Origin of the sequence: Clavibacter lycopersici, assembly GCF_003576405.1 — a bacterium.
GTDB lineage: Bacteria > Actinomycetota > Actinomycetes > Actinomycetales > Microbacteriaceae > Clavibacter > Clavibacter lycopersici.
In genome coordinates this window covers 1-13,186 of record NZ_QWGT01000059.1, presented here as the reverse complement: position 1 = coordinate 13,186, position 13,186 = coordinate 1, and the positions used below count along the sequence as shown (strand labels likewise).

The following is a 13,186-nucleotide window of genomic DNA, read 5'->3' as shown; positions in this document are numbered from 1 at the left end:
CGCTGGTCGTGGCCGCCGACGCCGCGGCGGTCGTCGTCCAGCGGCAGGGCGCGCAGCCGGCGGACGACTGATCCGCGTGGGCGACGCCGCGGACGCCCCGGGGAAGGACGCCGATGCCGTCGTCGACTTCGTGCGTGCGCTGGTCACGCCGCCGTGGCCACGCGACGCGGCGGACGCGGAGCGGATGCTGGCAGCCCTCGGCGTGCACCCCACAGGCGGGGTCGACGCGTGGTCCCCGTCCTCCGCGCAGCACGCCCTGACCGGCGGCCCCGACGCCGTCGACCACCTGTCCTACGGCGTGCACGCGGACAGCGTCAGCGGCATCGGCTTCTTCCTCGCGCGGCACGGCGGCGCGCGGGATCCGCTCGTCCGGCGCGACCACGACGCGCTCGTCGCGGCCCTCGCCGCCCTGTTCGGTCCACCTCGCGCGGCGTTCGACGACCAGTCGAGCCCGGTGCTGTGGGACGTGGCCGAGCTGCAGGTGGGCGTGCAGCTCTTCGACCGCGTCGACAGCAGCGTCATGGTGGATGTCGATCACAGCGACCGGTCCGCGCGCGCGGAGGCGGAGGCGGCGGCGGCCGGGGACGACCCGGGCCGCGGCTAGCGGATCCGCCCCCGTGACGTGCGCGCGCGGCGCCCGCCCCGGTCGCGCGACAGCGGGTAGGCGCGGTCGAGCCGCGGGCTGAGGAGGAACAGGAACGCCGCGTTCGCCAGCATGAAGCCGCCCGCCCGGTACGCCGGGACGACCACGATGGCCAGGTTCGGCAGCACGTCGGCCGCGATCGAGAACACGACCGCGAGGGTCAGCAGCACGCCGACACCGGCATAGAGCGACCGGACGCCGTCGGTCACCGCGTCGCGGCGCTCCTGCTGCTCCTCGGCGCGGGCGTCGAGCGCCACGACCGTCTCCCCGTACTCGTCCGAGGGCGCCGACGTGAACAGCTCGCGCACCGGCACGTCGAACGCGCGGGCGACGAGCGACAGCGTCTCGAGGCTCGCGTCGTCACCCGCCTCCAGCCGCTGCACCGAGCGCACCGTGATCCCGCTCGCCTCGGCCAGCCTGTCCTGCGTCCAGCCCTGCTCGCGGCGGAGCTCCGCCACCCGTGTCCCGTTCATGCGCCCAGCCTGGCCGCCGGACGCCGCCCTCACCACGACGCGGGGCCGACAGCTCCCCGACATCCGCCGACAGCGGGCGGACATCCGCGCAACGGCGGGGGAGGGCCGCCGCCGGATCCCGCGCTTGCCCCCTGCTCGGGGTCCATGAGATGCTCTACGCGCTGCGCTTCTTATGCGCATAAGTAGATCACCGGCTCGCGACGCGGGCGCTTCGTTCAAGGAGGAACACGTGAAGACATCCATGCGTCTGGGCGCGGTCGCGACCGTGCTGGCGGCCACCGTCGCGCTGACCGGCTGCGGCCGGTCCGGCGACGAGGGATCCGGTCCGGCGGCCGCGACCACGCTGGGCTCCGAGCCCGCGACCGGCAAGGTCACCATGTGGGCGATGGGCGCGGAGGGCGAGGCCCTGCCCGCGTTCCTGAAGACCTTCGAGGACGCCAACCCGGGCGTCGAGGTCGACGTCACGGCCATCCCCTGGGACGCCGCGCACAACAAGATCCAGACCGCGATCGCGGGCGGCACCACCCCGGACATCGCGATGATGGGCACCACGTGGATGGCCGACTTCTCCGACGCGCTCACCACCGTGCCGACGGACGTCGACGCGAGCGACGCCTTCCCCGGCTCCCTCGCGACCAACGACGTGAAGGACCGCGCCGCGGGCATCCCCTGGTACGTCGACACCCGCGTCCTCTACTACCGCACCGACCTCGCCGCGAAGGCCGGCTGGACGAAGGCGCCCACGACCTGGGACGAGCTCAAGCAGATGGCGTCGGACATGCAGACGAAGGCGGGCGCCGCGCACGGGATCCGCCTCCCCGCCGGCAACGACGCGTTCCAGGGCACGCTCTGGATGCCGTGGTCGAACGGCGCGGAGATCGCCGACGGCGCGGAGTGGACCCTCGACACCACGGAGATGCGGGAGGCCTACGAGTACTACGGCAGCTTCTTCGCCGACGGCATCGCGGATCCCGACGTCGACGTCTCGTCCGGCGCGCAGGAGGCCTCCTTCGTCGACGGATCCACGCCCATGCTCATCGAGGGCCCCTTCGAGATCGGCCAGCTGAAGGCCGTCGGCGGTGAGGGCTTCGCGTCGAAGTTCACCACCGCGGTGCTGCCGGCGAAGGAGACCTCGGCGTCGTTCAGCGGCGGCGCGAACCTCGTCGTCTTCGACCAGGCGAAGAACCAGGACGCCGCGTGGAAGCTCGCCCGCTGGCTCGGCCAGCCGGACACGCAGGCGGCCTGGTACGCCGCCACGGGCGACCTCCCCGCGTCGCAGTCCGCCTGGCAGGACCCGGCCCTGCAGGGCGACCCCACCCTCGCCGCGTTCGGCGAGCAGCTGAAGACCGCCAAGTCCGTGCCCGTGAGCACGAACTGGGTCAAGGTCGGATCCGCGGCCGACTCCGCGCTCGAGCAGATCCGCCGCGGCACCGCCACCGTGCCCGACGCGCTGGCGAAGCTGCAGTCGGACGCGGACTCCATCGGCTCGGCGGAGTAGCCGTTGGCCCTCACCGCCGCGCGTGCGGCCGGGACCCGTCCCGGCCGCACGCGCTCCCCGCTCGTCGCCCGGCAGCGCCGCCGACAGGCCCTCATCGCCTGGGGCTTCTGCCTCCCGTTCGTCGCCGTCTTCGTGGTCTTCATGCTCGTGCCGCTGGTCAGCTCGTTCGCCATGTCGTTCACGGACTTCCGCGCGACCGACATCCGCACCCCGTTCGCCGTCGACTTCACCGGCCTCGACCAGTACGCGAGGCTGTTCACGGACGCCACGTTCCTCCGCTCCATCGGCGTCACGGCCTTCTTCGTGGTCGTCGGGATCCCGGTCACCATGGTCATCGCGCTCGCGCTGGCCCTGGCGCTCAACTCGGGACGCGGCCGCATCGTCTCGTTCTTCCGCGTCGGCTTCTACGCGCCCGTCGTGACGAGCATCGTCGCGGTCTCCGTGGTGTGGCGCTACATCCTGCTGCCGGACGGGCTGCTCAACTCCGCGCTCGCGCTGGTCGGGATCACCGGCCCCAACTGGCTGAGCGACACCACGTGGGCGCTGCCATCGCTCGTCGTGATGGCGGTGTGGCGCAACGTCGGCACCCTCATGATCATCTTCCTCGCGGGCCTCCAGGCCGTTCCCGAGGAGGTGCAGGAGGCGGCCGTCATGGACGGCGCGAGCCCCTGGCGCCGGCTGATCTCCGTCACGCTGCCGCTGCTCCGCCCGACCCTGCTGCTCGGATCCGTGCTCATCTCGGTGGGCTTCCTGCAGTTCTTCGAGGAGGCGTTCGTGATGACCCGCGGCGGCCCGCTCGACTCCACGCTTTCCGTCGCGTACTACACGTACCGGCAGTTCGGCTTCGGCGAGTACGGCCTCGCCTCCGCGGCGAGCTACGTCCTCTTCCTCGCCATCGCCCTGCTCAGCCTGCTGCAGTTCCGGCTGCTGCGGTCGAAGGACTGAAAGGCACGCGCATGACCACCACCGCATCCGCCCCCGCCGCGACGGCCGCCGTCGTCGCGGGATCCACCGCGGGCACCCCGCCCCGCCGCCGCCGCGGCACCGACCGCGGGCGCCGCACCCGCGCCGTCCTCTACGTCGTCCTCGCCGCCGTGCTCTGCGTCTGGCTCCTGCCGTTCATCTGGATGGCGCTCGGCTCCGTGAAGACGCAGGGCGAGATCCTGCAGCGGCCGCCGACATGGTGGCCCCAGGATCCCGTCGCCGACAACTTCGCGCAGTGGTTCGGGCCGCTCGACTTCGGCACGTTCTTCTCGAACAGCCTGGTCGTCGCGCTCATCACCGTGCTCGGCAACCTCGTCTTCTGCTCGATGGTGGGCTACGCGCTCGCGAAGATGGAGTTCCCGGGCAAGCGCATCCTGTTCCTCACCGTGATGGTGACGCTCATGGTGCCGGGCGTCGTCACGTTCGTGCCGCTGTTCGTCATGGTCTCGGGGCTCGGCCTCGTGAACACGTACGCGGCGCTGATCCTCCCGTTCATCACGGCGCCCATCGGGGTGTTCCTCATGCGGCAGTTCATGCTCGGGATCCCCGAAGCGCTCATCGAGGCCGCGCGCCTCGACGGCGCGGGGGAGTTCCGCATCTTCTCCCGCATCGTCATGCCGCTGTGCGGGCCGCCGCTCGCGACGCTCGGGATCCTCACGTTCCTCGCCTCGTGGAACAACTTCCTCTGGCCGCTCGTCGCGGCGCAGACCGAGGGCATGTACACGCTGCCGATCGCGCTGTCGCTGTACTCGACCGGGCAGAACGCGACCGACTACGGCCTGCTGCTCGCGGGATCCGTGCTGGTGATCGCGCCGATCCTCGCCCTGTTCGTGTTCCTGCAGCGCTACTTCATCCAGGGCGTCGCGACCGCCGGCCTCAAGTGACCACCTCCCGCCTCCCACCCTTGGAGACCCCCATGCCCCGCGCCCCGCGCACGTTCCTCACCGCCCCCGACGGCACCCGGTTCCGCGACCTCGACGGCGACGGGGTGATGGCGCCCTATGAGGATCCGCGCCGGACCCCCGAGGAGCGCACGGCCGACCTGGTCGGCCGCCTCAGCCTCGCGGAGAAGGCGGGCCTCATGTTCCAGACGGTGATCGAGGTCGGCGCCGACGGCGAGCTGAAGGAGGAGCCGGGCGCGATCTCGAAGTCCGGCACCACGGAGGTCGTGGTCGGAAAGGCCATGAACCACTTCAACGTGCACGAGATCCGCACCGCCCGGCAGGCCGCGCGCTGGAGCAACCGGTTGCAGGAGCTCGCGGAGTCGACGCCGCACGGGATCCCCGTGACCGTGAGCACGGATCCGCGGCACGCCTTCGTCGAGAACGCGGGCGTCGCCTTCTCGGCGGGCCCGTTCTCGCAGTGGCCGGAGGCGCTCGGCCTCGCCGCGCTCGACGACGTGGACGCCATCCGCGCGTTCGCCGACGCCGCGCGGCAGGAGTACGTGGCCGTCGGTATCCGGGCTGCGCTGCACCCGCAGATCGACCTCGCCACCGAGCCGCGCTGGGGACGGCAGGCGCAGACGCTCGGGCACGACGCCGACCGCGTGGCCGAGTTCACGGCCGCGTACCTCGAGGGGTTCCAGGGCGCGGAGCTCGGATCCACCAGCGTCGCCTGCACCACCAAGCACTTCCCGGGCGGCGGCCCGCAGAAGGACGGCGAGGACGCGCACTTCCCGTACGGCCGCGAGCAGGTCTACCCGGGCGGCATGTTCGAGTACCACCTGCGGCCGTTCCGCGAGGCGATCGCGCGCGGGACCGCCGCGATGATGCCGTACTACGGGATGCCCGAGGGCCTCGTGCGCGACGGCGAGGAGATCGAGCCGGTGGGCTTCGGCTTCAACCGGCAGGTCATCACGGGGCTCCTCCGCGAGGAGCTCGGCTACGACGGCGTCGTGGTCACCGACTGGGAGCTCGTGAACGACAACCACGTCGGCGACCAGGTGCTGCCGGCGCGCGCGTGGGGCGTCGAGGAGCTGACGCCGCACGAGCGGATGCAGCGGATCATCGACGCAGGCTGCGACCAGTTCGGCGGCGAGGAGTGCGTCGACGTGCTGCTCGACCTCGTGGCCGACGGACGGGTCAGCGAGTCGCGCATCGACGAGTCCGTGCACCGCCTGCTGCTCGTGAAGTTCCGGCTCGGGCTCTTCGACGACCCGTACGTCGACGAGGACGAGGCCGAGCGCATCGTCGGCCGCGCGGACCTCCGTGAGCTCGGGTTCCGCGCGCAGGCCGCGTCCGTCACCGTGCTCGAGAACCGCGAGCGCGACGGCCGGCCCACGCTGCCGCTGCCCGTCGACGGGCCCCGGCTCCGCGTGCACGTCGAGGGCATGCGGCCCGAGGCGCTCGACGGCTGGGCGGATCCCGCGGCCGGACCCGACGACGCCGACCTCGCCATCGTGCGGCTCGGCGCGCCCTTCGAGCCGCGCTCCGACCTCTTCCTCGAGGCGTGGTTCCACCAGGGGTCGCTCGAGTTCCCGCCCGGGCTCGTGCACCGGCTGCGGCGGATCGCCGACCGCTGCCCGCTCGTCGTGGTCGTGAACCTCGACCGGCCCGCGATCATGACGCCGCTCGTGCCGTTCGCCTCCGCGCTCGCGGTCGACTACGGCAGCTCCGACGCGGCGGTGCTGGCGGCGCTCACCGGACGGATCGCGCCCGAGGGGCGGCTGCCGGTGGAGATCCCGCGGTCGATGGACGCCGTGCGGGCGTCGAGGACGGACGTGCCGTCGGACACCGAGGACCCGGTGTACCCGCTGCACCACGGCCTCCGCATCCGCTGACCGAGCTCGTGGCCGCCCGGCGCGGCGCCGGGGCACGGTCGCCCGCGCCCGTCTCGCCTACGCTTCCAGGAGAGAGGACGGTCGCATGAGCCCCCGGCGCCCCACGGTCTACGACGTCGCCGAACGCGCGAAGGTGTCCATCGCGACGGTGTCGTTCGCGTTCAGCCGACCCGACCAGATCAGCGCGGCCACGCGCGAGCGGGTGCTCGAGACCGCGCGCGAGCTCGGCTACATGCCGAGCGCGTCCGCCCGCGGCCTCGCCCGCGGACGCACGGGCGCGCTCGGGCTGCACTCGTTCGACCTCCTCATCGACCGGCCGCTGCAGCGCGAGCCCGCGGATCCGGCGACGCCCGAGGAGGCGGCTGCCGCGTCGACGCCGTACGCGCCCGGACGCACCTTCATCCCCTGGGACGAGGCGGGCGAGATCGCCGCGGACCCGCGCGCGTTCCCGCTCTACGTCGACGAGGTGCGCCGCGGCTTCGAGCTCGAGTGCCGCGCCCACGACCGCCCCGTGATGCTGAGCCGCGGCAGCGACACCGCCACGGCCGTCGCCGAGTCGGCCGGCCGGGTCGACGGCCTCGCGATCTTCCCCGGTCCGTCCGCCGCGGCGTCCCTGAAGCGCGTCTCCCTCGCCATGCCGATCGTGCTGTTCAGCTACCCGCCGGCGGACGACGGGCACCACCGCGTCACGTCGGACAACGCCGGGGGAGCGCGCGAGCTGGTGCGCCACCTCGTGCTCGAGCACGGGATCACCGATCTCGGCTTCGTGGGCGCCACGAGCGTGGGCGACTACCGGGAGCGATTCGAGGGCTACCGCGATGCGCTCGCGGAGCTCGGGGTCGCGGCGTCCGACGAGGTGCTCGACGACACCGTGCTCGGCGAGGGATCCGGGTTCGGCGGCGTGCTCCAGGCCCTCCGCACCGGACGGCTGCCGCGCGCGCTCGTGTGCGCGAGCGACCAGCTGGCGCTCGCCCTCGTCGACCTGCTGCGGACCGAGGGCGTCGACGTGCCGGGCGACGTCGTGGTCACGGGCTTCGACGGGATCCTCGCGGGGCTCCTCGCGACGCCTCGCCTCACGACCGTGCGCCAGCCGATGGAGGCGATGGGGCGCGCGGCGGCCCGCATCCTCATCGACACGACGACGGGGCAGCAGCCCGCGGATCCCGTGACGCTGCGGCTCGGCACGAAGCTCGTGGTGCGCGAGAGCTGCGGCTGCCGGGGCTGAGGCCGACGCGCGTCCGACCCCCTGCGGTGCCGTGGCAGGCTGGGCGCATGGCCCCGGATCCCCGCACGCGCTTCCGCGAGCAGGCGGAGGGGGCGCTGATGACGTTCGCCGGGACCGTCGCGTACCTGCTGTTCGTGGTGGGGCGCGACACCGAGGTGCGCACGGAGGGCGACCGCGTGCTGGTCGTCGTGTGCGTGATCGGCGCGATCGCGGCGCTGGCCGTGGTGCTGGGCATCGCGGTGCGCGGCGCGATCCGTCGGCGACGCGAGCGCGCCGCCGCGGGAGCGGGACGTGCCGCTGCGAAGGGCGACGCCGACCACGCCGACGTCGCCGACGGATCCCGCTCCTAGCGGCGCAGCCCCCGGCGGCGCACGGCCTCGACGGCGAGCCCCACCAGCACGAGCACGGCGCCGGCCGCGGCGAACCACCAGGCCACCTCCATGCCGGCCGGCTCCTCGCCCGCGACGCCGCCCATCACGGCACCCAGCGCGACCGCGACGACGAGCGCGCCGAACCCGGCCAGGGCCGCCGCGAGGATCCTCATGTCCGCGACCATCAGACCGGCTGCAGCGCCCGCTGCTCGCCCGCGGGCAGCTCGACGCGCACGGCGTCGTCGGGGCGGACCTCGCCGCCGGTGATCACGACGCCCATCACGCCGGACTTCCGCACGACGTTCCCGTCGGCGTCCCGGTCGAGCACGGCCTTCATGGCGCCCGCGCCGAGCTTGTCGATCTGGATGCAGGGGTTCCGGAGGCCCGTCAGCTCGACCACGGCCTCCGCGCCGAGGTGCAGGCGGGTGCCCGTGGGCAGGTCGAGGAGCGGGAGGCCCGCCGTCGTGACGTTCTCGCCGAGGTCGCCGGGGCCGACCCGGTAGCCCTTCTCCGCGAGCTCCTCGTGCAGCTCGGCGTGGACGAGGTGGACCTGGCGGAGGTTCGGCGCGTCCGGGTCGCGGCGCTTCCGCGAGAGGTGCTGCACGGTGGTGCCGAGGTGCGCGTCGCCCTCGACGCCGAGGCCGGCGAGGAGGGTGATCGACGGGCGCACCGGCTTGGAGAAGCGGTGGGCGTCGTCGCGCGCGACCGCGAGGACCCGGGGCGATGCGGACGGCTGCATGCCAGCGACGATAGCGGCGCGGGGCCCGGCGGGCGACCCCTCGGCCGGGACGGGGGCGCGGATCCCCGAGCGCACGGTCGTCCCGCTAGGTTCGGGGCATCGACGGCGATGGGGGATGCGATGCGCGCGACGGCCATGAGCGGATCACCGAGGACGACGCTGGTGGCGGGGATCGCCTCCGCGGGCGCGCTGCTGCTGCAGCCCGGGCTGCTGGGCGGGTTCCGGGTCCAGCCGACGCCCGACATGGCCTCGACGATCGTGCTGCAGGGTCCCGTGGTGACCGTGGCCGCGCTGGCCATGTCCGTGATCGCCGCGGTGGCGCTCGTGCGCGGCGTGCGCGGCGAGCCGGGGATGATGCGGGCGTCCCGCGTGGCCGGCGTGGCGGTGCTGGTGGTCGTGGGTGCGCAGGTCGCGCTGGCGCTGACGAGCGCGCTGATCGGCTTGACGCTTGCGGACCCGACGCAGCCGATGCCGCCGTCGGCCCTGGCGATCCTGCCGCAGGCGGCGGTCGCCGTCCACGCGATCGCGCTCGCGGCGCTCGCCGTCGTGGTCATCTGCGGGCGGCTGCTCGAGCCGGTCGCCCGCGTGGCGCTCCTGTTCCTCGCGCTGGCGACGACGGTGTCCTGGCTGTCGCAGACGGGCATCGCTGCGTTCCTGCAGGGAGACGGGTGGTTGCCGCTCCTGGTGCTGCTGCTCCTCGCGCTGCGTGCCGTGATGCTCGTGGCCTCCATCGGCCTCGTGATCGGTCTGCTCGTGCACGGCAGGTCCGCGGCGATGCGGGCGCGGGCCGAGGCGATCCACCGGGCCTGGTGAACGCCGGAGGGCCGGGCCGACGGATCGGCCCGGCCCTCCGCGCAGCTCGTCGCGTCAGCGCGCGGCGTCGGCCGTCGCGTCGGCCGCGCCGTGCTCGCGCAGCACGAGGAGCGCCACGAGCGAGATCGCGGAGGCGACGCTGAGGTAGACGCCGACGAGCATCACGCCGCCGCCGCCGACGTCCCAGAGCCACGTCGCGATGAACGGCGCGACGGCGCCGCCGATGATCCCCGCGAGGCTGAACGCGAGGGACGCGCCCGTGTAGCGGACGTCGGCGGCGAACATGCCGGGCAGCAGGGACCCGACGGCGCCGTACCCGATGCCGATGAGCGCGAAGCCGAGGATCACGAACATGAGCGTGCCCGGCAGGCCCGCCGCGAGCAGGGGATCCATCAGCAGGCCGAAGACGACCATGCCTGCGGCGCTCACGGCCACGATCGGACGCGCGCCGCGACGCTGGGCGAGCGCGCCCGAGACCACGATGGCGACCGCGAAGAAGACGACGCCGACGAGGAGCATGACCAGGAAGTCGGTGCGGGCGTAGCCGAGGCCGGCGTGGAACGAGGCGGCGTCGAACGGCTTGCCCGCTGCGGTGGCGGTGGCCTGCGCGGCCTCGACGGTGCGCGGCGAGGTGCCGTACGTGACCGCGAACGTGGTCATGAGGTAGAAGAGCGTGAAGATGGCGAGCAGGGCGAGCGCCCCGAGGATGAGCCCGCGCCAGCCGGTGCGGATGGTGCGGCCGAGGGGGAGGCGGGAGGTCTCGCCCCGGTCGAGCACCGCCTGGAACTCCGGCGCCTCGACGAGCTTGACGCGCACGTAGAGGCCCACGAGCACGAGGACCGCGCTGGCGAGGAACGGCACGCGCCAGCCCCACGCCTGCAGGTCGGCGGGGGAGAGCGTGAGCGAGAGCACGAGGAAGAGGCCCGTGGACAGGAAGAAGCCCACGGGCGCGCCGAGCTGCGGGAACGTGCCGTAGATCGCGCGCTTGCCCGCAGGCGCGTTCTCGGTCGCGAGCAGCGCCGCGCCGCCCCACTCGCCGCCGAGGCCGAGACCCTGGACGAAGCGGAGCACGGCGAGGGCGGCGGGGGCCGCGATCTCCCAGCCCGGCGTGAGGCCGCTCGGGAGGGATCCGATGAGCACGGTGGCGATGCCCATGGTGAGCAGCGACGCGACGAGCGTGCGCGTGCGGCCGAACCGGTCGCCGAAGTGGCCGAAGAGCACGGATCCGATGGGCCGGGCGAAGAACGCGACGCCGAACACGGCGAGCGACTGGAGCTGCGCGACCGCGGGATCGTCGTTGGCGAAGAAGAGGGCGGGGAACACCAGCACGGCGGCGGTGGCGTAGACGTAGAAGTCGAAGAACTCGATGGAGGTGCCGACGAGGCTCGCGACCAGCACGCGCGAGCGCGGGTTGGCGGGGGCGGATGCGGGCGGGGCGGTGGCGGGGGCAGAGGTCATGGCGGTGGCTTCCGACGGAGGGACGGGGAGACGCCACGCATCGTGGCGCGCCGACGGTACCGGCGCTCCCCGCCCCTCCGGGCCCGCGGTTCACATGACGCGTGTCAACTGACGTTGCCCGCGTAGTCCGCGTCGCGCGTCTCGCGGCTGATGATCAGCGCGACCAGCGTGATCGCCGCCATCGCGCTGAGGTACACGCCGACGAGCAGCACGTTCCCGTCGAGCAGCTGCCAGAGGGCGACGGCGATGAAGGGCGCGACCGCGGCGCCGAGGATGCTGGCGACGTTGTAGCTGATCGCGGATCCCGTGTAGCGCACGTTCGTCGGGAAGAGCTCCGGCAGCACGGCGCCCATCGGCCCGAACGTGAGGCCCATCAGCGTGAAGCCGATGATGAGCAGCGCCATGGTGCCGACGAAGCCGCCCGAGAACAGCGGCACGAAGAGCAGGCCGAAGACGAGGATCCCGACGGTGGTCGCGATGAGCATCTTGCGGCGTCCGTACCTCTCCGCGAGCGGGCCCGAGACCATCGTGAAGATCCCGAAGAACACGACGCCCACGATCAGCATGAGCAGGAAGTCGTTGCGCGCGTAGCCGAGGCCCGCGGCGAACGTGTCCGCGTTGAAGGTCTTGCCTGCGGCGGTCGCGGCGGCCTCCGCGGTCGCGGCGTCGCGCGCCGTGGTGCCGTAGGTGAGCGTGAACGTGGTCATCAGGTAGAAGAGCGTGTAGGTCGCCAGCATGATGAAGGTGCCGAGGATCAGCGGGCGCCAGCTCGTGACGAACACGCGCGCGACGGGCAGCTTCGCGACCTCGCCGGAGTCGACGACCTTCTGGAACGCGGGCGTCTCGATGAGCTTGAGGCGCACGTAGAGGCCGACGATCACGAGCACGGCGCTCGCGAGGAACGGCACGCGCCAGCCCCACGCCTGGAACTGCTCGGGGGTGAGGCCGAGGCTCAGCGCGAGGAAGACGCCGTTGGCGACGATGAAGCCGATGGGCGCGCCCAGCTGCGGGAACGTGCCGTAGATGGCGCGCTTGCCGGCGGGCGCGTTCTCGGTGGCCAGCAGCGCGGCGCCGCTCCACTCGCCGCCGAGGCCGAGGCCCTGGCCGAAGCGCATGATCACGAGGAGCGCGGGGGCGGCGACCTCCCAGCCGGGCGTGAGCGCGGTGGGGAGGCAGCCGATCAGCACGGTCGCGATGCCCATGGTGAGCAGCGACGCGACGAGCGTGCCCTTGCGGCCGACCCTGTCGCCGAAGTGCCCGAAGAGGATGGATCCGATGGGCCGGGCGATGAACGCGACGCCGAACACCGCGAAGGACGCGAGCTGCGCGACCGTCGGGTCGTCGTTCGCGAAGAAGAGCGCGGGGAAGACGAGCACCGCCGCGGTCGCGTAGACGTAGAAGTCGTAGAACTCGATCGACGTGCCGATGAGGCTCGCGATGATCACGCGCGAGCGCGAGTTGCCTGCGGGCGGTTCGGTGGATGCGGACGGGGCGGCGGCGCTGGCCGCGCGGGTGCTGGACATGCGTGGAGACGGCTTTCGGCTGGTGCGGCGTGAGCGGCAGGGGCGCGCGGAGGGGCGGGCGCGCCGGTCGGGCGCGGGCGCCGGGTGCGGCGGAGACGAGGGGCCACTCGTGATGGCGAGGTGAGTTTACGCCCATGGGGAGATGCCGTGCGCGGTCCGTAGGCTGGGCGAGGCGTCGCCCGGCGGACACGGGCCGCGGATCCGCGCATCGCCGCCCGCGACGACGAGGAGTCCCATGGAGCACGAGACCGGACGCGCCGTCCTCCCCGGCGTCGCGCAGGCGCTGGGCGCGGTCGCGATCATCTCGTTCGGCACCGGCTACTGGTACGTGGCGATCCCGTGCGTCGCGGTCGTCGTGCTGTGCGTGCTGCAGCTGCGCCGGTGGACGCGCCGCGAGCTCGAGGAGCGGGCGCGGCTCGCGGAGTCGCCGACCGACGAGGAGCAGGCGGACGCCCTCGCGTGGGACGAGGACGGCGGCATCGCCCAGGGCCCTCGACCGGAGGAGCCGGGGACGGGCGAGCCCGGGTCGGACGAGCGGCGCTAGGGGTCGCCGGCTACGCGCGCTCGAGGGCGGTGGTGGTCCCGTCGGCGGCCGCGCGCGCGTCGAGGGCGGATCCGGGCCGCCGCCGCACGAGTCCCGTCAGGTCGTGCGCCGACAGCGAGACCGCGAGCACCGCGGC

General features: G+C 73.4%; 14 protein-coding genes. 9 read left to right on the top strand and 5 right to left on the bottom strand.

Annotated elements, in window-relative coordinates; all coding sequences use genetic code 11:
- The coding region (locus tag DZG00_RS06070; RefSeq protein WP_311135913.1) for a DUF6301 family protein at positions 1-604 on the top strand (604 nt) is incomplete at its 5' end.
- Here the strand turns inward: DZG00_RS06070 and DZG00_RS06065 are convergent.
- Entirely contained in the window at positions 601-1,116 is a 516-nt protein-coding gene (locus tag DZG00_RS06065; RefSeq protein ID WP_119382270.1) for a helix-turn-helix domain-containing protein, read from the bottom strand. The genes DZG00_RS06070 and DZG00_RS06065 overlap by 4 nt on opposite strands.
- 229 nt (positions 1,117-1,345) lie before the next feature.
- Between DZG00_RS06065 and DZG00_RS06060 the strand changes: the two genes are divergently transcribed.
- From DZG00_RS06060 to DZG00_RS06035, 6 genes are all read left to right on the top strand, one after another.
- Positions 1,346-2,614, top strand: coding sequence for an extracellular solute-binding protein (locus DZG00_RS06060; protein WP_119382271.1), 1,269 nt, complete (start codon positions 1,346-1,348; stop codon positions 2,612-2,614).
- 3 nt (positions 2,615-2,617) lie between these two features.
- Complete coding sequence (locus tag DZG00_RS06055) at positions 2,618-3,559, top strand: carbohydrate ABC transporter permease (RefSeq protein WP_119382272.1); 942 nt, start codon at positions 2,618-2,620, stop codon at positions 3,557-3,559.
- Positions 3,560-3,570: 11 nt separating this feature from the next.
- Complete coding sequence (locus DZG00_RS06050) at positions 3,571-4,482, top strand: carbohydrate ABC transporter permease (RefSeq protein WP_119382273.1); 912 nt, start codon at positions 3,571-3,573, stop codon at positions 4,480-4,482.
- A gap of 32 nt (positions 4,483-4,514) precedes the next feature.
- Positions 4,515-6,377 carry a glycoside hydrolase family 3 protein gene (locus DZG00_RS06045; protein WP_119455464.1) on the top strand — a complete coding sequence of 621 codons (1,863 nt, stop codon included), beginning with the start codon at positions 4,515-4,517 and terminating at the stop codon, positions 6,375-6,377.
- An 85-nt stretch (positions 6,378-6,462) separates the two neighbouring features.
- On the top strand, positions 6,463-7,602 hold the full coding sequence (locus DZG00_RS06040) for a LacI family DNA-binding transcriptional regulator (RefSeq protein WP_119383214.1): 1,140 nt from the start codon (positions 6,463-6,465) through the stop codon (positions 7,600-7,602).
- Between the two features lie 47 nt (positions 7,603-7,649).
- Positions 7,650-7,952 (top strand): hypothetical protein, encoded by a 303-nt coding sequence (locus tag DZG00_RS06035; RefSeq protein WP_119455463.1) that lies wholly within the window; start codon positions 7,650-7,652, stop codon positions 7,950-7,952.
- Here the strand turns inward: DZG00_RS06035 and DZG00_RS16975 are convergent.
- Entirely contained in the window at positions 7,949-8,146 is a 198-nt protein-coding gene (locus DZG00_RS16975; RefSeq protein WP_158587794.1) for a hypothetical protein, read from the bottom strand. The genes DZG00_RS06035 and DZG00_RS16975 overlap by 4 nt on opposite strands.
- A gap of 11 nt (positions 8,147-8,157) precedes the next feature.
- Complete coding sequence (locus DZG00_RS06025; RefSeq protein ID WP_119383218.1) at positions 8,158-8,712, bottom strand: MOSC domain-containing protein; 555 nt, start codon at positions 8,710-8,712, stop codon at positions 8,158-8,160.
- Positions 8,713-8,874: 162 nt separating this feature from the next.
- On the opposite strand from DZG00_RS06025, the gene DZG00_RS06020 reads away from it, so the two are divergent.
- Positions 8,875-9,525, top strand: coding sequence for a hypothetical protein (locus tag DZG00_RS06020; RefSeq protein ID WP_233549219.1), 651 nt, complete (start codon positions 8,875-8,877; stop codon positions 9,523-9,525).
- A 54-nt stretch (positions 9,526-9,579) separates the two neighbouring features.
- On the opposite strand, the gene DZG00_RS06015 is transcribed toward DZG00_RS06020, so the two are convergent.
- Complete coding sequence (locus tag DZG00_RS06015) at positions 9,580-10,983, bottom strand: MFS transporter (RefSeq protein WP_119382847.1); 1,404 nt, start codon at positions 10,981-10,983, stop codon at positions 9,580-9,582.
- Between the two features lie 104 nt (positions 10,984-11,087).
- Positions 11,088-12,506: an MFS transporter gene (locus DZG00_RS06010; RefSeq protein ID WP_119382848.1), complete on the bottom strand. Its 1,419-nt coding sequence runs from the start codon at positions 12,504-12,506 to the stop codon at positions 11,088-11,090.
- Between the two features lie 235 nt (positions 12,507-12,741).
- On the opposite strand from DZG00_RS06010, the gene DZG00_RS06005 reads away from it, so the two are divergent.
- The gene (locus DZG00_RS06005; RefSeq protein WP_119455462.1) at positions 12,742-13,050 is read left to right on the top strand and encodes a hypothetical protein; all 309 of its coding nucleotides are present in this window, start codon (positions 12,742-12,744) and stop codon (positions 13,048-13,050) included.
- The last annotated feature ends 136 nt before the right edge of the window (positions 13,051-13,186 follow it).

Excerpts from the sequence above, each read along its gene's own strand:
- DZG00_RS06065 (WP_119382270.1), bottom strand. The coding sequence starts at position 1,116 with ATGAACGGGACACGGGTGGCGGAGCTCCGCCGCGAGCAGGGCTGGACG.
- DZG00_RS16975 (WP_158587794.1), bottom strand. The coding sequence starts at position 8,146 with ATGAGGATCCTCGCGGCGGCCCTGGCCGGGTTCGGCGCGCTCGTCGTC.
- DZG00_RS06040 (WP_119383214.1), top strand. The coding sequence starts at position 6,463 with ATGAGCCCCCGGCGCCCCACGGTCTACGACGTCGCCGAACGCGCGAAG.
- DZG00_RS06010 (WP_119382848.1), bottom strand. The coding sequence starts at position 12,506 with ATGTCCAGCACCCGCGCGGCCAGCGCCGCCGCCCCGTCCGCATCCACC.
- DZG00_RS06025 (WP_119383218.1), bottom strand. The coding sequence starts at position 8,712 with ATGCAGCCGTCCGCATCGCCCCGGGTCCTCGCGGTCGCGCGCGACGAC.
- DZG00_RS06035 (WP_119455463.1), top strand. The coding sequence starts at position 7,650 with ATGGCCCCGGATCCCCGCACGCGCTTCCGCGAGCAGGCGGAGGGGGCG.
- DZG00_RS06015 (WP_119382847.1), bottom strand. The coding sequence starts at position 10,983 with ATGACCTCTGCCCCCGCCACCGCCCCGCCCGCATCCGCCCCCGCCAAC.
- DZG00_RS06005 (WP_119455462.1), top strand. The coding sequence starts at position 12,742 with ATGGAGCACGAGACCGGACGCGCCGTCCTCCCCGGCGTCGCGCAGGCG.
- DZG00_RS06050 (WP_119382273.1), top strand. The coding sequence starts at position 3,571 with ATGACCACCACCGCATCCGCCCCCGCCGCGACGGCCGCCGTCGTCGCG.
- DZG00_RS06045 (WP_119455464.1), top strand. The coding sequence starts at position 4,515 with ATGCCCCGCGCCCCGCGCACGTTCCTCACCGCCCCCGACGGCACCCGG.